Origin of the sequence: Citricoccus sp. SGAir0253, from assembly GCF_005877055.1 — a bacterium.
Classification (GTDB): Bacteria; Actinomycetota; Actinomycetes; order Actinomycetales; family Micrococcaceae; genus Citricoccus.
The window spans coordinates 571,926-590,855 of sequence record NZ_CP039424.1 but is presented as its reverse complement, the minus strand read 5'-3'; the positions used below and the strand labels follow the sequence as shown (position 1 = coordinate 590,855).

Below are 18,930 nucleotides of genomic sequence, written 5' to 3'. Positions count from 1 at the left end.
CAGTCTGGTCCCCCAGCGGCCCCGCCTCAAGCCGCGGCCGGGTTCCGCCACCGGCCCACCCCGCACCGCCCCCGGAGGTCACGTACACGCTCGGCGGGGTCCGGCGCGGCGTGTCGCCACCTCCGCCGTGTACGTGACGCTGGTGGAGGCTCTCGACGACGACGGGCGCGGCCGCCGGAGGGGAGCCGCGCCCGTCGTGGGTCGCCCGTGGGCCCGTGCCCCCGCGGATCCCGGGAGGGGCCGATCGGTCAGACGGCGGTGACGACCTCGTCGAAGGGCAACCGCGGGAGGCGGTCGCGCCAGGCGTCCTCGGCCGGCTTGCCCATGTTGACGGCCACGAGCACGCGGTGGCGGCCGTCCGGGAAGAACTCGCGGGAGAGCGCATCGGCGTCGAAGCCGGTCATCGGGCCGGCGGCCAGGCCCGCGGCGCGGATGCCGATGATCGCGTAGCCCACCTGCAGCCCCGCGCTGAGTTCGGCGGTGCGGACGCGGCCCTCCTCGTCCCCGGCGAACATGTCCCGCGCGCCCGGGAAGTGCGGGAAGGTGCGCGGCAGCTCGTCGTGGAAGTCCAGGTCGGCCGCCAGCAGCGCGGTGGCCGGGGCGGCCGCGGTCTTGGCCCGGTTGCCCTCGGCCAGGTGCGGCAGCAGCCGCTCGCGCGCCTCGGCGGAGCGCACCACGACGACGCGCAGCGGCTGGGCGTTCATCGCCGTGGGAGCCCACTTCACGAGCTCGAAGATGGCGGCGAGCTGCTCGTCGGTGACGGGCTCGTCGGTGAAGGCGTTGGCGGTGCGGGCCTCCCGGAACAGCAGGTCCTGCGCGCCCTCGTCGAGCAGCAGGCCGTCGCGGGTCAGGTCATCAGCGATCGTGGTCATGTTCAGTTGAACCGTCACGTAAGCCGGGGTGTTCCCCTCCGGCCCGTGAGTCCGGCCACACCGGCGCCCGCCGGCCCGTGCGCCGCCGCGGCCGGACCGGTGCCCCGGTCAGTGCCCGAGGTGGTCCAGCAGTTCCCGCTCGGCGAGGTCGAGGTAGCCGCGCAGGGCCGTGGCCGCCTCCTCCCGGCGGCCCTCCCGCAGCAGCCGGATCAGCTCGAGGTTGCGGGCGGCGTAGCGGGCGTGGAACTCGGCGGCGTCCGGCATGCCGTGGAACACGAGGCGCATCCGGGCCAGGGTGCGGTCCATGGCGGTGCTCAGCGTCGAGGAGCCGGACATCGCCACGATGGCCCCGTGCAGCTGCTGGTTCGCGTCCGCCATGCCGGCCCCGTCGCCGGCCTGCTGGGCGGCGCGGATGCGCTCGAGGAGCGCGGGCAGCGCGCGCTCCACGGGGCTGTCCGGGGCGCCCCAGCGCTCGCCCCACAGCAGCGCCGCCGGCTCGAGCATGCGCCGCACCCGGTACACCTCGCGGATGTCCTCGGCGTCCGGGGAGGCCACGAAGACCCCGCGGTTCGGCACGCGGCGCACGATCGACTCGGCGGCGAGCGTGGTGAACGCCTCGCGCAGGGTGTTGCGGGAGACGGCGAGCGCCTCGGCCAGGGCCGCCTCGGGCAGCTTGGCTCCGGGCAGCAGGTGCCCCTCGGAGATCCGCTCGCGCAGCACCTGGGCCACCCACGCCCCGGTGTGCGCGTGCACGGCGGCGTCCTCGGGCCGGGCCCACTGCCCCACCTCGGCCTCGGTCATGGCTCCCCTTCCGTTGCCCCCATCCTGCTCCACCGTTCCCGCCCCACAGCCCCGCGCGCGCCGGGAGCCCGCCCGGTCAGTCCAGGCGCCCGAGTTCCTGGCCCCGGGTCACCGGGTCGGCCGGTCGCAGGTCGCCGCGCGAGAACGTCCCGTCCCGCGGCGCCGGCACGGTGGTCTCCGTCTTCATCGCCTCGAGCACCACGAGCCCCTGCCCCGCGGTGACGGCGGCCCCGTCCTCGGCGAGCCACGTCACCACCGAGCCGCTCAGCGGCGCGGCCACGACGCCGTCGCGCTCCCCGGGCCCGGCGCCGTCCGCGCCGGCACCGGCGTCCGTCCCGGTCCCCACGCCGGCCCCTCCCCCGCCGTACAGCGCGCGGACGAGGTCGGCCGGCAGGCCCAGCCGGACGGCCCGGCCGTCCACGGTGACGGTCAGCTCGGTGCGCTCGGCGTCCGGGGCGGCGGCCGCGAGGTACGGCGAGGCGGCCAGGTCCGCGGCGAACTCCGTCTCGATCCACGTGGTGTGCACGCCGAGGCGGTCCGGGGCGGTGAAGGCCTCCTGGCGCAGCACCTCCCGGTGGAAGGGCACCACGGTGGGCACGCCGCGGACCACGATCTCGTCCAGGGCGGTGCGGGCCCGGCGGAGTGCCTGCTGGCGGTCCTCGCCCCACACGATGAGCTTGGCCAGCAGGGAGTCGTACTCCCCCGGCACCACGGAGCCGCTGCGCACGCCGGTGTCCACGCGGACCCCGGCGCCGGTGGGCGCCTCGAACGCCTCGACGGGTCCGGGCGAGGGCAGGAAGCCCAGGGCCGGGTCCTCGGCGTTGAGCCGGAACTCGAGGGCGTGCCCGCGGGGCGCCGGGTCCTCGGTGAGGTCCAGCCGCTCCCCCGCCGCGATGCGGAACTGCTCGCGGACCAGGTCCACGCCGGTGGTCTCCTCGGTGACGGGATGCTCCACCTGCAGCCGGGTGTTGACCTCGAGGAAGGAGACCAGCCCGTCGGGGGCCACGAGGTACTCCACGGTCCCGGCGCCGGTGTAGCCGGCCTCCCGGCAGATCGCCTTGGCGGAGGCGTGGATGAGCTCGCGCTGGGCGTCGGTGAGGAACGGCGCGGGGGCCTCCTCCACGAGCTTCTGGTGGCGCCGCTGCAGGGAGCAGTCGCGCGTGCCGACCACCACCACGGTGCCGTGGGCGTCCGCGAGCACCTGGGCCTCCACGTGCCGGGGCCGGTCCAGGAAGCGCTCCACGAAGCACTCCCCGCGGCCGAAGGCGGCGACCGCCTCACGCACGGCCGAGTCGAACCCGTCGCCGATGTCCTCCATCCGGCGGACCACCTTCAGTCCGCGACCGCCGCCGCCGAAGGCGGCCTTGATGGCCACGGGCAGGCCGTGCTCCTCGGCGAAGGCGCGGACCTGTTCCGCGTCCCGCGCCGGCCCGTCCGTGCCGGGCACGAGCGGGGCTCCGGCGGCCACGGCGATCCGCCGCGCGGAGACCTTGTCCCCGAGGTCGCGGATGGCCTGCGGGGACGGGCCGATCCAGGTCAGCCCCGCGTCGAGGACGGCCTGGGCGAAGTCCGCGTTCTCGGAGAGGAAGCCGTAGCCGGGGTGCACGGCGTCGGCCCCGGAGCGGCGGGCCACGGCCAGCAGCTTCCCGATGTCCAGGTAGGTCTCGGCGGCGCTCGCCCCGTGCAGGGCGTAGGCCTCGTCCGCGCGGCGGACATGGAGGGCGTCGGCGTCCGGGTCGGAGTACACCGCCACGGACGCCAGGCCGGCGTCCGCGCAGGCACGGGCCACCCGCACGGCGATCTCGCCGCGGTTGGCGATCAGGACCTTGCTCAGCGTGGTCATGGGTCAGTCCTCCCGGGAGGCGTGCTGGTCGGTCGGGGCGTCCGCCGCGACGGGCGCGTCCGGGTCGGCGAGGGCGAAGCGCACCGCGGCGCCCGGGGGCAGCTGGGCGGCCAGGGGCAGGTCCTCGGGGACCACCACGCCGATGACGGGGTAGCCACCGGTGACGGGGTGGTCGGCCAGGAACAGCACGGGCAACCCCGAGGGCGGGACCTGCAGGGCGCCGGCCACGGCCGCCTCGCTGGCCAGTTCGCCCTCGCGCCGCCGCGCCAGGGGCGCGCCACCCGCGGGGGCCTCCAGCCGCACGCCGACCCGGCTCGACTGGCTCCCCACGGCCCAGTCCTGGCCGGTGAGCACCTCCAGCCCGGCCGGCCCGAACCAGTCGGCGCGCGGGCCGGGGAGCACGCGCAGCACGGTGGTTCGGCCGGCCCGGGGCAGCGCGGCCGGGGCCGGCTCCGGGAGCCCGACGGCGGCCAGGCTCGCCGGGGTGCCCACCGGCAGGACCGCACCGGGGGCCAGGGGCTCCGGGCCGATCCCGGACAGGGTGTCCGTGGAGCGGCTGCCCAGGACGGCGGGGACGTCGATCCCGCCGCGCACGGCGAGGTAGGCGCGCAACCCGGCGACCGGCTCACCGAGCTCCAGCGTCTCGCCGTCCAGCAGGGCGAAGGGTGCCCGGAGCGGGGCCGGGCGCGTGGCGGGGCGGTGCGCCAGACGGTCGACCGAACGGCCGGGACCGGCGGCGGGGCGGCCGGGCCCCGGCGCGTCCGCGGCGGCGCCGCCGGACCGGAGCGCATCCCCAACGGGCCTGCCGGGGGCGGCGGTGATGACCGCGGGCACCTCGGCGCCGGCCAGCGCCAGCACGAGGGTGCCGCGGGCGCGCACGGCCAGCCCGCCGAGCAGGGCCTCGACGACGGCCGCGTCCGGGCCGTTGCCCACGAGGCGGTTGGCCTGGCGGGCCGAGGAGGGGTCCGCCGCCCCGGCGGCCGGGACGCCGAGGTCGCCCAGCCCGGGCCGGCCCAGGTCCTGGACGAGCGACTGCAGCCCCGCGGAGACCACCTCCAGCGCGGGATGGGCCGTCGCCCCGGCGGCCGGCGTCGGGGCGCCCCCCGGCCGGGCATCGGTGAGCGTGGCGAGGGCGCGCACGGGCCGGTAGCGCACCCGGTCCCCGGGGCGCACCAGGGCGGGCTCGGGCCGGTCGAGGTCCCAGAGCCGGGCGTCGGTGTGGCCGAGCAGCTGCCAGCCGCCCGGGGAACTGCGCGGGTAGACCGCGGAGAAGGTCCCGGCGACGGCCACCGAGCCGGCGGGCACGGCGGTGCGCGGGGTGGCCCGGCGCGGCACGCTCAGCGGATCGCCCTCGGCCACGAGGTAGGTGAACCCGGGGGCGAAGCCGCCGAAGGCGCCCGTCCACTCGGTGCCGGCGTGGACGCGGACCACGCCGTCCGCCCCGAGCCCGGTGAGCTCGCCCACCTCGGCGAGGTCCTCGCCGTCGTAGACCACGTCGATCTCCACGGTGCGGGCCTCCGCCGCCTCGCCGGCCACCGGGGCGAGCGTGCGGACGGCCCCGGCCGCGGCCACCGCGGCGGAGCGGTGGGTGAAGGACAGCGCGAGGGTCGCGGCCGCGGCCACCGCCTCGACCTGCCCCGGCAGCGGCTCCGCCCGCAGCCGGGCGTGCAGCGCCACGACCTCGGACAGGGACCCGCACTCGACGAGGAACGCGCGCGGGCCCGCCCAGCGCACCTCCCTCATGCGAAGGACCCGATCCGCACCCCGGCGTCCTCGAGGGCGGCCCGGACCGCGGCGGCCATCGAGACGGCCCCGGGGGTGTCGCCGTGCACGCAGATGCTGGCGGCGTCCACCCGGACGTCGGTGCCGTCCACGGCCCGGACCACGCCCTCGGTGGCCAGCCGGACCATCCGCCGGGCCACCTCCGCCTCGTCGTGCAGGACGGCCCCGGGCTCGCGCCGGGAGACGAGGGTGCCGGCGGGCGTGTAGGCGCGGTCGGCGAAGGCCTCGGTCACCACGCGCAGACCGGCCCGTTCGGCGATCGAGGCGGCCACGGACTCCGGCAGCACGAGCAGGGGCAGGTCCCGGTCGAAGGCCCGGACGGCGTCGACGACGGCCCGGGCGTGGTCCTCGTGGTGCACGATCGCGTTGTAGAGGGCGCCGTGGGGCTTGACGTAGCGCACGCCCGTGCCGGCCGACCGGGCCATTGCCTCGAGGGCGCCGATCTGGTACAGGACGTCATCGGCGAGCTCGGTGGGCGAGCAGTCCAGGAAGCGTCGCCCGAAGCCGGCGAGGTCCCGGTAGGAGACGTGGGCGCCCACCGTGGCCCCCGCGGCCGCCGCGTGGCGGCACGTCGCGGCGATGACCGAGGGGTCCCCACCGTGGAAGCCGCACGCGACGTTGGCGGAGGAGACGGACCGCAGGATCGCGGCGTCGTCGCCCATGGTGTAGGGGCCGAAGGACTCCCCCACGTCGCTGTTCAGGTCCATGCGCACTCCCGCGCCACGATCCACCGCATCGCCCACCACCTCGCCCATCGTGTGACCTCCGTCTCCTCTCGTGGTCACACCAGCATGCCCCTAGGCCACGGATTGTTCAACAATCTGTGGCCTAGGGGCCGGCGGTCGGGTCGCCCGGGGGCGCGGGTCAGGCGTGGGGCACCACCACGGCGCGCCCGGACACCTCTCCGGCCACGAGGGCCCGGTAGGCCTCGAGCGCCCGGTCCATGGGGTAGGTCGTGTACTGCGGGGTCACCTGTCCGGCGCGGAACATGTCCACGAGCTCGTACAGCTCCTCGATGGTGCCCCAGTAGGTGCTCGTGAGCTCCGCCTCGTAGGGGGCGGTGAAGAAGGACCACTCGTAAGGGTGTCCGGCGATCCCGACGACCGTGCAGCGTCCCTGGCGGGCCGTGGCGGCCATGGCCGTCCGGATGGTCGGCCCGGCCCCCACGAAGTCGAACGCGGCATCCACGCCGCGGCCCCCGGTGACCTCGCGGATCCGCTCGACCTGGCCCTCGCCGCCGGGGACGGTGACGGCCCCGAGCCGCTCGGCCTCGGCCATCGCCTCCTCCTTCAGGTCCGTGGCGATGACGGTGGCGCCGGTGAGCGCCCGCAGGATCTGCACCCCGAGCAGCCCCAGGCCGCCCAGGCCGATTACGAGGGCGTACCTGCCGCCGCCCGCCAGGTGGGGCAGCGCGAGCTTGATCGCGTGGTACGGGGTCAGGCCCGCGTCGGCGAGGGAGGCCGCGGCGACGGGGTCGGCGTCGCCCAGGGGGACCAGGTTCCGGGCCGGCACGCGCAGGTACTCGGCCATACCGCCGTCGCGCCCCAGCCCGATGCCCGCGTAGGGCTGCGTGGCCGCGTTCTCGCAGTAGGTGTCCTGGCCGCGCGAGCAGGCGCGGCAGTGCTGGCAGCCGATCGGGCCGTACACCAGGAAGGCGTCCCCCACGGTGAGCCCCTCCACGCCCGGCCCGAGCTCCTCGATCCAGCCGGAGTTCTCGTGGCCGAGGATGAACGGCGGCTTCTGGGCGCCGGGGGCGCCGGCGGTGAAGTCCCGGAAGATCGCGACGTCGGAGTGGCAGGCCCCGGCGCCGGCCACCTTGAGCAGGACCTCGCCGGGGCCGGGGACCGGCCGCTCGACGTCCTTCAGCGTGGGGAACGACTGGTAGTCCTCGAAGACGACGGCACGCATGGGGGGCTCCTTCAGGGTCGGGGGAACGGGAGGGGAACGGGTCAGGGACAGGGGGGTCAGACGACCCCGGTGGTGCCGAGGAGGGCGCCGATGGCGAAGGTGACCGCGAGCGCCACCGCCCCGCCGGCCACCACGCGCAGCGTGGCCGGCAGCGGGCGCGCGCCGCCGAGCCACGCGCCGGCCGCCCCGGTCAGTGCGAGGGCGAGGACGGTCACCGCGAAGGTCAGCGGGATGCGCGTGTCCACCGGGGCGAGCACGATGGTCAGGAACGGCAGCAGGGCGCCGACCAGGAAGGCCAGGAACGAGGCGCCGGCGGCACGCCACGGGCTGAGCACCTCGTCCTCGGAGAGGTTCAGCTCGGCGCGCAGGTGTGCCCGGATGGGGTCCTGCGCGGTGAACTCCTCCGCCACGCGCCGCGCGGTCGGCTCCGACAGGCCCTGCTGGCGGTAGATCTCCACGAGTTCCTCGAGCTCGCCGGCGGGGTCCTCGGCGAGCTCCCGGCGCTCCTTGTGGATCAGGGCCGTCTGACTGTCGGAGGACGAGGAGACCGAGACGTACTCGCCCACGGCCATGGAGATGGCCCCGCCGACCACGGCGGCCACGCCGGCGATGAGCACGGGGGCGTCCGCCGTGGTGGCCGCGGCCACGCCCACCACCGTGGCCGCCACCGAGACGATGCCGTCGTTGGCGCCGAGCACCCCGGCGCGCAGCCAGTTCAGGCGCTGGGCCAGGGACTCGCCGCCCCCGTGGGGCTCGTGGCGTCCCGGGTGGCCGGGTGCGCCCGTCCCGGCGCGGTCCGGGGTGGCGGGGGCGTCGCTCATGGCCCCAGTCTGGCCGGTTCCCCCGGCGGCCTCCAGTGCCGGGCCGCTGACGGGTGCGTCACAGCCAGGGCGCGCGGACCTGCCCGGAGGCCTTGAGGTCGGCGATCGTGGCGCAGCCCATGAGCTGCATCGCGGTGCGCACCTCGGTGGCCAGCAGCTCGATCGCCCGGTCCACGCCCTCGCGGCCCCCGGCCATCAGCCCGTAGAGGTAGGCCCGCCCGATGAGCGTGAAGTCCGCGCCCAGGGCGAGCGCGGAGACGATGTCCGCCCCGGAGAGGATGCCCGAGTCCAGGATGACCTCCACGTCCCCGCCGGCCTCCGCGCGCACCTCCGGCAGCGCCTTCAGGGACACCGGCGCCCGGTCCAGCTGGCGCCCGCCGTGGTTCGAGACCACCAGCCCGTCGGCCCCCGCGTCCAGCGCGCGGCGGGTGTCCTCGGCGGTCAGCACGCCCTTGACGAAGAGCCGTCCGGGCCAGCTCCGCCGGGCCCACTCCAGGTCCGCCACGGAGAGGGTGGGATCGAACATCGAGTTGATCAGCGTCGGCAGGTCGTGCGTCGTGTCGCTCAGCGAGGCGAACGTCAGCGGGTCGGTGCTCAGGAGGTTGAACCACCACTCGGGACGGTACGAGGCGTCCAGCACGGTGCGCGCCGACAGGCGCGGGGGGATCGTCATCCCGTTGCGCACGTCCCGCAGCCGCTGGCCGGCCACGGGGGTGTCCACCGTGACCAGCAGGGTGTCGTAGCCGCTGGCCCACGCGCGCTCGAGCAGCCGGCGCGAGGCCTCGCGGTCCCGCCACAGGTAGAGCTGGAACCAGCGCCGCCCGGCCGGGGCGTTCGCGGCCACCTGCTCCACCGAGCGGGTGCCCATGGTGGACAGCGTGAAGGGGATGCCCGCGGCGGCCGCGGCGGCGGAGCCGGCGTCCTCGCCCTCGGCGTGCATGAACCGGGTGAAGCCGGTGGGGGCGATGCCGAAGGGCAGGGCGGAGGGGCCGCCGGCGATCGTGGTGGACAGGTCCGCCTCGGCCGTCCCGTGCAGGATCCGGGGCAGCAGCTCCGTGGACTCGAACGCCTCGCGCGTGCGCCGGGCGGTCAGCTCGGCCCCCGCCGCCCCGTCCACGTAGTCGAACGCGGGCCGCGGCGTCCGGCGCCGGGCGATCGAGCGCAGGTCGGCGATGTCCGCCGCCTGGCGCAGCCGGTGGGACCGGCGGCCCAGGCCCGGTGCGGTGAACCTCATCAGCGGCAGCAGCTCGGAGGGCTGGGGCAGTCGGCGCTTCAGTCCGGCCATGGGGTGGTCCTTTCGGGAGGAGGTCAGTGCCGCTCGGCGTGCGGCGCGAGCGCCACGGCGGCGGCGGAGAGCAGGCAGCACCCGGCCACGAACAGCCCGCCCGCCCAGAGCCCACCGCCGGAGGTGACGAGCCAGGCGACCACGAGCGGGGTGGTGCCGGCCACGAGCGCGCCGTTGGCCTCGCGCGCCACGGCGATGCCGCTGAAGCGCTCGCGGGGCGGGAACAGCCCGGCGAGGTAGGCGCCCTGGGCGCCGGAGGTGCAGGAGATGACGGCCGCGTAGCCCAGGGCGATCGCCGCCGTGGCGAGGACCGCGTCCCCGCTGGACAGGGCCCCGAGCAGCGGGAAGACGTACAGGGCGCCGAGCGCCGAGCCGGCGGCGAGCACGGTGCGCGCGCCGAAGCGGTCCGCGGCCAGCCCGCCGAGCGGCGTGGCGACCACGCCGGCGAGGGAGCCGAGGGTCACGGCGGCCAGCGCCGCGCCCCGGTCCAGGCCCACCGCCGGGGAGGTCATGAGGGACAGGGCGTACACCGCCATCGTGTAGTTCAGGGCATTGTGGCCGGTGACGCCGAGGAAGCCCAGCAGCACGGCGCGGCGGTGCCGGCGGAAGAGCTCGACCACCGGCACCCGGTCCCGCTCGCCGTCCCGGGCGGCCCGGTCCTGGGCCTGGACGTACTCCGGGGTCTCCTCGAGCCGGCGGCGGATGAACACGGCGAGGGCGAACAGCACGGCGGAGGCGAGGAAGGGCAGCCGCCAGGCCCAGTCCAGCAGGGCCTCGTCCCCGGCCGTGGAGGCCCACAGGAACGCGCCCGTGGCCAGGGCGATCCCGGCCGGCGGCGTGGCCAGCACGAGCGAGGTGAGCAGCCCCCGGCGGTGGGGCGGGGCGAACTCGGCCACGAGCGTGGTGGCCCCGGCCAGCTCGGCACCGGCGCCCATGCCCTGGAGCAGGCGCAGCAGCACCAGCAGCACGGGGGCGAGCACGCCGACGGCCGCGGCGGTGGGCAGCAGGCCGATCCCCACCGTGGCCACGCCCATGACCACGATGGTCAGCAGCAGTGCCGGCCGGCGGCCGTAGCGGTCCCCCAGGTGGCCGACGGCCACCCCGCCCAGCGGGCGGGCGACGAACCCCACGGCGAAGGTGGCGAAGGCCGCCAGGGTGGCCCCCGCCGTCGCGCCCTGGAAGAACAGGGGGGCGATGACCAGCCCGGCCGCGGCCCCGTAGAGCGCGTAGTCGTACCACTCGATCAGCGTGCCGGTGACGGCGGCGAACAGGGCACGGCGGGCCCCGGGCGCCATGCGTGGCGAGGGCGCCCGGAGGGTCAGGGAATCCATGAAATATATTTCTAGCACGCTGTGCTAGCCTTCCCGCCCATGACCGACGAGGCCCACCACCCGGCACCGCCCAAGGGGCCCCGCCTGCTCGCCGAGATGCGGCGGATGGTCCTCACCGGCCGCCTCGCCCCGGGCGAGGTGCTCGCCGAGGCCCGGCTGGCCGAGCGCTTCGGCGTGTCCAAGACCCCCGTGCGCGAGGCGCTGCACATCCTGGCCGCGGAGGGCCTCGTGACGGTCCTGCCCAAGAAGGGCTACCTCGTGCGGACCATGTCCCCCCAGGACCTCGGCGAGGTCCTGGACCTGCGGATGCTGCTCGAGCCGCACGCCGCCGCGGAGGCGGCCCGGCACGCCACCAGCCCCACGGTCTCGTCCCTGCGCGGCGCCGTGGACCGGCAGCGCGAGCTCACCGGCGGGGACCCGCTGGCCGCGATGGGCGCGGCCCGGGACGTGCACCTGGCCCTGGCCGCGGCCTCCCGCAGCACCCGGCTCGTGGCCGCCCTCGAGCGCGTGCTCGACGACATGGCCCGGGCCCACCACGTCCTGCCCGGCCTGCAGGTCCAGATGGCCCACCCGGGGGAGCTGGCCGAGCACGAGGCCATCGTGGAGGCCGTGGCGGCCGGCGACGGGGCCGCGGCCGAGCGGGCCATGCGGGCGCACCTGCACTCCGTGCGCACCACGGTCCTGGACCACCTCGGGCGCTCCGCCGCCCTGTGGTCCGGCCCCGGCTCCCCCGACGCCTGAGCGCCGGCCCCGCGGTCGGCCCCGCGGTCGGCCCCCCGGCCGGGGCACGGTGGGCCCCCGGCCGCGCCGGGCGGGGGCACCGCCCCGCCTCCCGGGGCGTCAGGCCGGGTAGAGCGGGTTGTGGCCCGCGGCGACGCGCTCGGACTCGCGCACGGGCCCGGGCGCGGTGCCGTCCCCGAACGGGGACCCGCCGAGCTCCTCGCGGTGGTGCGGGGTGAGCCAGCCGGACAGGTCCGGGCCCTTCGGCACGATGCCCGTGGGGTTGATGTCCCGGTGCACCTCGTAGTAGTGGCGCTTGATCTGGACGAAGTCCGTGGTGTCACCGAAGCCGGGCGTCTGGAACAAGTCCCGTGCGTAGGCCCACAGGGCCGGCATCTGGTCGAGCTTGGTCCGGTTGCACTTGAAGTGCCCGTGGTAGACGGGGTCGAAGCGGGCCAGCGTGGTGAACAGGCGGACGTCGGCCTCCGTGATGGTGTCCCCCATCAGGTACCGCCGCGTGGCCAGCCGCTCCTCGAGCCAGTCCATCGCCGTCCACAGCCGGTCGTAGGCGGCGTCGTACGCCTCCTGGGAGCCGGCGAAGCCGCACCGGTACACGCCGTTGTTGACCTCCGTGAAGACCCGGGTGATGACCTCGTGCATCTCGTCCAGCGTCTCCTCCGGCAGCAGGTCCGGCGCGCCGTCGCGGTGGTACGCCGACCACTGGGTGGAGAAGTCGAGGGTGATCTGCGGGTAGTCGTTGGTCACCACCGCCCCCGTCGGGACGTCCACGATGGCCGGCACGGTGATCCCGCGCGGGTAGTCCGGGAAGCGCCTGAAGTAGTTCTCCTGCAGCCGCTCGGTGCCCAGCACCGGGTCCCGGCCGTCCGGGTCCAGGTCGAAGGTCCAGGACCGCTCGTCGTGGGTGGGCCCGGGCATGCCGAGCGAGATCGCGTCCTCCAGGCCCAGCAGCCGGCGGACGATGATCGTCCGGTTGGCCCACGGGCACGCCCGCGCGGCCACGAGGCGGTAGCGCCCGGCCTCCACCGGCCACGCCTGGGCGTCCTCGGTGAGCCCGCCGTGGACGTGGCCCACCTTGTCCGTCCCCACCCGCTCGGCGGCGGTCATCGCCGCGGGGTCCGCGACGATCCGGTCCTGGATGTAGTTCGTGTCCCGCGTGAACTCCTGGCCGGCGAGCACGTAGCTGCCCTGGCGGGCCTCCTGCCCCTGCCCCTGTTCGCGGTCCGTGCCCGGCTGGTCGTCCGTCGCGCGCTGGCGGTCCTGTGACTGGTCCATACACTGAGCCTATGGCCTCTCCCGCCCCGGACACCCACCTGACCGCCGCCGTCCTGGCCCGCAACCCCTCGGGGATGACGTTGGAGGGGACGAACACCTACCTCGTGGGCGACCCCGCCGCGGACTCCGTCGTCGTGGTGGACCCGGGGCCGGCCGAGGGCGCCGAGGAGCACCTGGCCGCCGTGCTCGAGGCCGCCGGCCGCCGGCGGGTGGAGCTCATCCTGGTCACCCACCACCACGAGGACCACACGGGCGCCGTGGAGCTGTTCGCCGGCCGGACCGGCGCGCCGGTCCGCGGCGGCTCCCCCGCCTGGTCCCGCGGCGCCGCGCCGCTGGCCCCGGGCGAGCGGATCCCGGCGGCCGGCGTCGTGGTCACCGCCTGGCACACCCCCGGGCACACCTCGGACTCCTACTCCTTCGCCCTGCCCGACGACGGCGCGGCCGGCTCGGTGCTCACCGGGGACACCGTGCTGGGGCGGGGCACGACCATGATCGACCACCCGGACGGCACCCTGGCGGACTACCTGCGCTCGCTGGAGCTGCTCATCTCGCTCGGCGACGCCACCGTGCTGCCCGCGCACGGCCCGGCGCTCGCCTCGATCGCGGAGGTGGGCCGGCAGTACCGCGAGCACCGGCACGCCCGGCTGGAGCAGGTGCGCGGGCTCGTGGCCACCCTGGGCCCCGCGGACCTCGAGGTCCTGCGCCGCGGGCCCGGCCGGGACCCCGCCACGGCGGTGTCCGGGGAGCAGCCGGCGGCGTTCTGCGCACTCGCCGAGCGACTGGCCGCCACGGTGTATCCCGAGGTCACCGGCCGGGTCCGCTCGGTGGCGGCGATGACCATGGCCGCGCACCTGGCCTACCTCGCCCCGGAGACCGGCGCGGCGGGGAGCTGAGCCGCCCGGGGACGCGGTCGCCGCGGTCCCCGTCCCCCGGGGCGCGAGAGTGTCCATACCGTGACCTGCCACGCCGGTCCCGCGCCGCCGCCGGGGCGGCGCCGGCTCCTAGCATGTGCTGTGGAGAGTGGGGGCACCTCCAGCGCCCGGGCGCCGTGGGCCCGGGTGCTCGGACCATGCTTGGAGGCGGAACTCATGGCAGAACGACTCGGCGAACGCGACGTCCCGCAGGAATGGGACGTGCAGCACGTGCCGGCTCCCGGGGAGACCGGCCAGACCATCCTCATCACCGGCGCCACCTCCGGGCTCGGCGCCGAGTTCGCGCGCCAGCTGGCGGGCCAGGGCCACCACCTGGTCATCACGGGCCGCGACCCGATCGCGCTCGTGGGCAAGGCCCAGGGCCTGGAGGCGCAGTACGGGGTCAGCGTGGACACCCTCACGGCGGACCTGGCGACCCCGGAGGGCGTGGACGTGGTGGCGGCGCGGCTGCGCTCGCCGGACCAGCCCGTCACCATGCTCGTCAACAACGCCGGGGCCGGTCTGCCCACCGAGTTCCACGAGAGCGGGGCCGAGGACGAGCGGCGGATGCTGCGGCTGCTCGTGGAGGCGCCCATGCTGCTCTCGCACGCGGCGATCCAGACCTTCCTGGCCCGCCGCGGCGGGCGCATCCTCAACGTGGCCTCCGTGGCCGGGCTCATCCCGGACGGCAGCTACGGCGCCGCCAAGTCCTGGGCCGTGAGCTTCAGCCGCTGGGCCAACGCGCGCTACAAGCCGGAGGGCGTCACCGTCACGGCGCTGTGCCCGGGGCTGGTGCGCACCGAGTTCCACCAGCGCGCCGGCATCGACACCTCCCGCTGGCCCCGCTGGACGTGGATGGACGCCGACGACGTGGTGCGCGAGGGCCTCACGGCGGCCGCCGAGGGCCGCAGCGTGTGCGTGCCGTCCCGGCGGTATCGTTCCCTCATGACGGCCGCCCGGTTCAGCCCGGACGCCGTGCTCGAGCGGCTCAGCCGCACCGAGCCCAAGTCACGCAGGGCGGGGGCCTGACGCCCGCCCCACCGGAAGGGAGCAGGGAGCCGGCATGACGATCCTCGTGGGGTACACGGCCAGCCCGGAGTCCAGGGCGGCCCTGGCGGAGGCCATCCGCCTGGCGCGGATCACCCTCGAGGACCTGCTCGTGGTCAACGCCGGCCCCGGGGGCGAGCACCGGCACGAGGCCATGGTCACCGAGGACGAGCAGGTGGAGCTCCAGCGCGTCCTGGACGCCTCCGGGTTGCGCGCCGAGTTCCGCCAGTACGCCCGCGGCCGCTCCACGGTGACCGAGTTCAAGGACCTGGCCACGGAGGTGCAGCCCTCGCTCGTGGTCATCGGCCTGCGCCGGCGCGGGACGTTCGGCCGAGTGCTCATGGGCTCGGTGGCGGACACGCTGCTGCAGGAGCTCGACCAGCCGGTCCTGTGCGTCAAGGAGTCCCCGGACCGGCCCGCCGGCGTCCACGGCCACGATCCCTCGCGGGACGTCACGGCCGCCCAGGAGCCCACCGCCCTGCCCGGCCCCTCCCCCACGCGGGACGGCGGTCCCGACGCCGGCCCCGGCGGGCGGGGCGACGGCGTCCCGGAGCGGGAGCCCAGCCGGGACGGGCGCCGCGGGCTGGGCCGCTGGGCCGCCCCCGGCCGCGGCGGCCGCGGCTGAGCCCCGGCCCCTCGGACTCCGACCGGTGAGGACACGGCGGCGCGGGTCGGGACGCAGGCGGCGCGGGGGCCACGGCTGGGCCCGTCCCCCGGGCGAGCCCGCGGTCCGGCGGCCGCCTCGGGAACGAGGCGGGGCTCAGTCCCCCTCGAGGTCGACGTCCGGACGGGCGCGCCGCTCCGGGTCCGTCTCGGCCGCGTGGCTGCCGTGGTCGCCGTGGTCGCCGGAGCCTGCCTCGGCCTGCGCGGCCTTCTCCTTGCGCTCCTGGTAGGCCTTCTCGCCGGGACCGGCGAACTCCCTGTTGCGCTCGATCGCGGTGATCGAGCCCGTGAACACCGAGGAGTCCCCCGAGGCCCGGGTCAGCGGCGTGGAGCCGGTGACGGCCGGCCCGGAGCCCGTGACCACGCGCTGGCCGCCGGTGACGGCCGGCTGCTGGGCGGTCGCCGGGCCGTGGTGGCCGCCGATGCGACGCAGCGGGCTGGTCGAGGGCCCCGGCTCGCGGGGGTGCACCGGCCCCGTCCGGGGATCCGTCTCCGCGGTCCGGCCGGGGCGTGCCGGGTGGGCGTGGCCCGCCCCGTTCCCCGTGCCGTTCCCCGCCGCCCGGCCGACGCCGTTCCCGGAGCCCGCGGCCGCGGCGTCGTGGGCGGCCTCCTCCGCGTCCCAGCCGGTGCGCGGGCCGGCGGCCGCGCCGGGGACCGGGCCGGCGTCGGGACCGCCCGGCAGCCGCCCGGAGGTGCCGGGCCCGCCGGCCGGCGCGCCGCCGTCGGCCTCCGCACCGGCCTCGTCCTCGTAGGCGGGGGTGACCACGGTGACGCCCTCGGCCAGGCGCTGGTGGAAGATCGCCTCCGGGTGCTCCTCGCGCAGGAAGGTCATGAGGTCCTCCCGGACCAGGCAGCGCAGGTCCCACAGGTCGCCGGAATTGCGCGCGGAGACCACGGCACGGATCTTGGCCATCCCGCCGAGGGCGTCGGTGACCTGCACGGAGCCCTCCTTGCCGTCCCACAGCTCGGTGGACTCCAGCAGGGCCTTGAGCCGCTCGCGCGTGGCGTCCATCGGCACCCGCCAGTCGACCTCCATCTCCACGGTCCCGGAGAGCTCCGAGCCCACGCGCGTCCAGTTCTCGAACGGGGTCGTGGTGAAGTGGCTGGAGGGGAAGATCACCCGGCGCCCGTCCCAGATCTTGACCACCACGTAGGACAGGGTGATGTCCTCGATCGTGCCGTAGACGTCCTCCATGGTGACCACGTCGCCCACCCGGATCGCGTCCGTGAAGGCGAGCTGCACGCCCGCGAACACGTTGGTCAGGGTGGACTGCACGGCCAGGCCGGCGACCACGGACACCAGGCCCGCGGAGGCCAGCAGGCCGGCGCCGACCGCGCGGACCTGCGGGATGGTCAGCAGGATCGCCGCCACGGCCATCACGATGATGACCGCCTGCAGGATGCGCCGGATCAGCACGGTCTGGGTCTGGATCTTGCGGTCGCGCCGGTCGTCCTCCCCCGCGGTGCCGTACTTGGCCAGCAGCCGCTCCTCGACGATCCGCACGATCCGCAGCGCGAGCCAGGCGAGCGCGCCGATGATGCCGGCCAGCAGCAGGAAGTTCGTCCCCTCGAACCAGTCGTACCCCGAGGCGGTGAGCCCCAGGGCCACGCGGCTCGCCATGAGGGACAGGGCCACGGCCACCGGGATGCGGCAGCGGGCCACCTGCTGGCGGATCAGCGGGCGGCGGGCCAGCAGCGTGTTGAGCACCAGCGCCCCGGCCACCACCACGGCCAGGGCGATGCCCACGCCGAGCGCGACCGTGGACAGGATCCCCCAGAAGGGCCCGAGGGAGTCGACGGCGCCCTGCGCGCCCTCCTGCACCGTGTCCGGCACGGTGCCAGTGATGTCCTGCGGCACCGCCGTCTGCTCGCTGCCCGCGGCGACGGGCGCCGCGGCGGGCTCGGCGGCGTCGGCCGCGGACGGGTCGGCGGGGGGTACGGCGGGCAGCACGGAGGAGGGGAACAGACTGGGCATGGGCACCAGTCTGACACCTGCGCCTGCACCGCACCTGAACGGGTGGAGAATGGACCCTGAGACGACCGGGAGAGGACCCTTCATGCTTTCGATCACCGACCTGCGCGGACGCGACTACGACCCGGCCACGGTGCTGCCGCGGGCCGAGCTGGACGTGGCCGGCGCGGTGCCGCGCGTGCTGCCCATCCTCGAGGAGGTCCGCTCCAACGGGGCCCGGGCCGTGCTGGAGCTGGGCGAGCGCTTCGACGGCATCCGGCCGCCCTCGCTCCGCGTGCCGGCCGCGGCGCTGGCCGAGGCGCTGGAGGCCCTCGACCCGGAGGTCCGCGCCGCCCTCGAGGAGTCCATCGCCCGCGCCCGCCGCGTGCATGCCGCCCAGCTGCCGTCCGGCTCCGAGGTCGAGCTCGGCGAGGGCGCCGTCGTCGAGAACCGCTGGGTGCCGGTCAACCGCGTGGGGCTGTACGTCCCCGGCGGCCGGGCCGTGTACCCCTCCTCCGTGGTGATGAACGTGGTGCCGGCCCAGGCGGCCGGGGTGCCCTCGCTCGCCGTGGCCTCCCCGCCGCAGAAGGACTTCGGCGGCCTGCCGCACCCGGTGATCCTCGCCGCGTGCGCCCTGCTGGGCGTGGACGAGGTCTACGCCGCGGGCGGCGCCCAGGCGGTGGCCATGTTCGCCTACGGGGTGGCGGACGACGACGGCACGCGGGTGTGCGCGCCCGTGGACATGGTCACGGGGCCGGGCAACATCTTCGTGGCCGCGGCCAAGCGCGCGCTGCTCGGGACGATCGGGATCGACGCGGAGGCCGGGCCCACGGAGATCGCCGTGCTGGCCGACGCCACGGCGGACGCCGCCTGGGTGGCCGCGGACCTGATCAGCCAGGCCGAGCACGACCCGATGGCCGGCTCGGTGCTCATCACCACCGCCCCCGAGCTGGCCCGGGACGTGGTCGCCGAGATCGAGGCGCAGGTGCCCGGGTCCTTCCACGAGGAGCAGGTCCGCCAGGCCCTCGGCGGCCCGCAGTCCGGCGTGCTCGTGGTGGACACCCTCGACGAGGCGGTGGCCGTGGCGGACGCCTACGCCGCCGAGCACCTCGAGGTGCACACCGTGGACCCGCTGGAGACCGCGCGGCGGATCCGCAACGCCGGCGCCGTGTTCGTGGGCCCCCACTCCCCCGTGCCGCTGGGCGACTACTCCTCCGGCTCCAACCACGTGCTGCCCACCGGTGGGTCCGCCCGGTACTCCTCCGGGCTGAACACGGTCAGCTTCCTGCGGCTGCAGCAGCTGATCCGGTACTCCGAGACGGGGCTGAAGGAGCTGGCGGACAACATCTCCTCGCTCGCCGAGGCGGAGGGCCTGCCCGCCCACGGCGAGGCGGTCCGGCGCCGCTTCCGCTGAGCCGCCCCCGTCGACCCCGCCGCGCCGGTGGGGCGGCGGGGGCGTGGCGGCCGTCACGGGGGTTCACATCCCACCGGGGCCTTTGACCGTTCCGCGCCCCCGTCGTTACGCTGGATCCCAGAATCACGAGTTCCCGCTGTTACAGCCCTGGCTTGCGGGACGGCAACCCTCTCCACGCAGTAGTGGGGTGCTCCAGGTGAGGATTCGGCCCCCCGGGTACCCCCGGCGGGCAAGTACCGCGTCTCTGCGGGTGCCGGACGGACGTGCCGCCCCCGGTCCTCCCACGCA

General features: G+C 76.2%; 16 protein-coding genes and 1 riboswitch. Of the genes, 5 read left to right on the top strand and 11 right to left on the bottom strand.

The window, feature by feature from the left end:
- Positions 1-248: 248 nt before the first annotated feature.
- The 9 genes from E7744_RS02650 to E7744_RS02610 form a co-directional block, all read right to left on the bottom strand.
- Positions 249-890, bottom strand: coding sequence for a malonic semialdehyde reductase (locus tag E7744_RS02650; protein WP_246858521.1), 642 nt, complete (start codon positions 888-890; stop codon positions 249-251).
- Between the two features lie 90 nt (positions 891-980).
- On the bottom strand, positions 981-1,673 hold the full coding sequence (locus E7744_RS02645; RefSeq protein WP_137772783.1) for a GntR family transcriptional regulator: 693 nt from the start codon (positions 1,671-1,673) through the stop codon (positions 981-983).
- 76 nt (positions 1,674-1,749) lie between these two features.
- Positions 1,750-3,516 carry a biotin carboxylase N-terminal domain-containing protein gene (locus tag E7744_RS02640; RefSeq protein ID WP_137772782.1) on the bottom strand — a complete coding sequence of 589 codons (1,767 nt, stop codon included), beginning with the start codon at positions 3,514-3,516 and terminating at the stop codon, positions 1,750-1,752.
- A gap of 3 nt (positions 3,517-3,519) precedes the next feature.
- Entirely contained in the window at positions 3,520-5,259 is a 1,740-nt protein-coding gene (locus E7744_RS02635; RefSeq protein WP_137772781.1) for a carboxyltransferase domain-containing protein, read from the bottom strand.
- Positions 5,256-6,005, bottom strand: coding sequence for a LamB/YcsF family protein (locus tag E7744_RS02630; protein ID WP_137772780.1), 750 nt, complete (start codon positions 6,003-6,005; stop codon positions 5,256-5,258). Before E7744_RS02630 ends, E7744_RS02635 begins: the two co-directional genes overlap by 4 nt.
- Before the next feature lie 157 nt (positions 6,006-6,162).
- Positions 6,163-7,206 (bottom strand): NAD(P)-dependent alcohol dehydrogenase, encoded by a 1,044-nt coding sequence (locus E7744_RS02625; protein WP_137772779.1) that lies wholly within the window; start codon positions 7,204-7,206, stop codon positions 6,163-6,165.
- A 56-nt stretch (positions 7,207-7,262) separates the two neighbouring features.
- A complete protein-coding gene (locus E7744_RS02620) occupies positions 7,263-8,027 on the bottom strand; it encodes a VIT1/CCC1 transporter family protein (protein WP_137772778.1) in 765 nt (254 codons plus the stop codon).
- Between the two features lie 58 nt (positions 8,028-8,085).
- The gene (locus tag E7744_RS02615; protein ID WP_137772777.1) at positions 8,086-9,312 is read right to left on the bottom strand and encodes an alpha-hydroxy acid oxidase; all 1,227 of its coding nucleotides are present in this window, start codon (positions 9,310-9,312) and stop codon (positions 8,086-8,088) included.
- Positions 9,313-9,335: 23 nt separating this feature from the next.
- Positions 9,336-10,643, bottom strand: coding sequence for an MFS transporter (locus E7744_RS02610; RefSeq protein WP_137772776.1), 1,308 nt, complete (start codon positions 10,641-10,643; stop codon positions 9,336-9,338).
- Between the two features lie 39 nt (positions 10,644-10,682).
- Here E7744_RS02610 and E7744_RS02605 point away from each other — a divergent pair, with 39 nt between their 5' ends.
- Positions 10,683-11,384 (top strand): GntR family transcriptional regulator, encoded by a 702-nt coding sequence (locus E7744_RS02605; RefSeq protein ID WP_246858520.1) that lies wholly within the window; start codon positions 10,683-10,685, stop codon positions 11,382-11,384.
- A 99-nt stretch (positions 11,385-11,483) separates the two neighbouring features.
- On the opposite strand, the gene E7744_RS02600 is transcribed toward E7744_RS02605, so the two are convergent.
- Positions 11,484-12,656: a glutathione S-transferase family protein gene (locus E7744_RS02600; RefSeq protein WP_246858519.1), complete on the bottom strand. Its 1,173-nt coding sequence runs from the start codon at positions 12,654-12,656 to the stop codon at positions 11,484-11,486.
- 11 nt (positions 12,657-12,667) lie between these two features.
- Here E7744_RS02600 and E7744_RS02595 point away from each other — a divergent pair, with 11 nt between their 5' ends.
- The 3 genes from E7744_RS02595 (at position 12,668) to E7744_RS02585 (ending at position 15,239) form a co-directional block, all read left to right on the top strand.
- Entirely contained in the window at positions 12,668-13,549 is an 882-nt protein-coding gene (locus E7744_RS02595) for an MBL fold metallo-hydrolase (RefSeq protein ID WP_137772775.1), read from the top strand.
- 195 nt (positions 13,550-13,744) lie between these two features.
- Positions 13,745-14,596, top strand: coding sequence for an SDR family oxidoreductase (locus tag E7744_RS02590; protein ID WP_137772774.1), 852 nt, complete (start codon positions 13,745-13,747; stop codon positions 14,594-14,596).
- A gap of 34 nt (positions 14,597-14,630) precedes the next feature.
- Positions 14,631-15,239, top strand: coding sequence for a universal stress protein (locus E7744_RS02585; protein WP_137772773.1), 609 nt, complete (start codon positions 14,631-14,633; stop codon positions 15,237-15,239).
- A gap of 135 nt (positions 15,240-15,374) precedes the next feature.
- Here E7744_RS02585 and E7744_RS02580 read toward each other — a convergent pair whose 3' ends face one another.
- Positions 15,375-17,252 (bottom strand): mechanosensitive ion channel family protein, encoded by a 1,878-nt coding sequence (locus E7744_RS02580; RefSeq protein WP_168199731.1) that lies wholly within the window; start codon positions 17,250-17,252, stop codon positions 15,375-15,377.
- 82 nt (positions 17,253-17,334) lie between these two features.
- On the opposite strand from E7744_RS02580, the gene hisD reads away from it, so the two are divergent.
- A complete protein-coding gene (gene hisD / locus E7744_RS02575) occupies positions 17,335-18,642 on the top strand; it encodes a histidinol dehydrogenase (RefSeq protein WP_137772771.1) in 1,308 nt (435 codons plus the stop codon).
- Between the two features lie 121 nt (positions 18,643-18,763).
- A riboswitch (SAM riboswitch) is annotated at positions 18,764-18,884 on the top strand.
- Positions 18,885-18,930: the final 46 nt, after the last annotated feature.

Coding starts and splice junctions, on each gene's coding strand:
- E7744_RS02625 (WP_137772779.1), bottom strand. CDS start 7,206: ATGCGTGCCGTCGTCTTCGAGGACTACCAGTCGTTCCCCACGCTGAAG.
- hisD (WP_137772771.1), top strand. CDS start 17,335: ATGCTTTCGATCACCGACCTGCGCGGACGCGACTACGACCCGGCCACG.
- E7744_RS02640 (WP_137772782.1), bottom strand. CDS start 3,516: ATGACCACGCTGAGCAAGGTCCTGATCGCCAACCGCGGCGAGATCGCC.
- E7744_RS02635 (WP_137772781.1), bottom strand. CDS start 5,259: ATGAGGGAGGTGCGCTGGGCGGGCCCGCGCGCGTTCCTCGTCGAGTGC.
- E7744_RS02595 (WP_137772775.1), top strand. CDS start 12,668: ATGGCCTCTCCCGCCCCGGACACCCACCTGACCGCCGCCGTCCTGGCC.
- E7744_RS02600 (WP_246858519.1), bottom strand. CDS start 12,656: ATGGACCAGTCACAGGACCGCCAGCGCGCGACGGACGACCAGCCGGGC.
- E7744_RS02580 (WP_168199731.1), bottom strand. CDS start 17,252: ATGCCCAGTCTGTTCCCCTCCTCCGTGCTGCCCGCCGTACCCCCCGCC.
- E7744_RS02605 (WP_246858520.1), top strand. CDS start 10,683: ATGACCGACGAGGCCCACCACCCGGCACCGCCCAAGGGGCCCCGCCTG.
- E7744_RS02615 (WP_137772777.1), bottom strand. CDS start 9,312: ATGGCCGGACTGAAGCGCCGACTGCCCCAGCCCTCCGAGCTGCTGCCG.
- E7744_RS02585 (WP_137772773.1), top strand. CDS start 14,631: ATGACGATCCTCGTGGGGTACACGGCCAGCCCGGAGTCCAGGGCGGCC.
- E7744_RS02620 (WP_137772778.1), bottom strand. CDS start 8,027: ATGAGCGACGCCCCCGCCACCCCGGACCGCGCCGGGACGGGCGCACCC.
- E7744_RS02645 (WP_137772783.1), bottom strand. CDS start 1,673: ATGACCGAGGCCGAGGTGGGGCAGTGGGCCCGGCCCGAGGACGCCGCC.
- E7744_RS02630 (WP_137772780.1), bottom strand. CDS start 6,005: ATGGACCTGAACAGCGACGTGGGGGAGTCCTTCGGCCCCTACACCATG.
- E7744_RS02610 (WP_137772776.1), bottom strand. CDS start 10,643: ATGGATTCCCTGACCCTCCGGGCGCCCTCGCCACGCATGGCGCCCGGG.
- E7744_RS02590 (WP_137772774.1), top strand. CDS start 13,745: ATGGCAGAACGACTCGGCGAACGCGACGTCCCGCAGGAATGGGACGTG.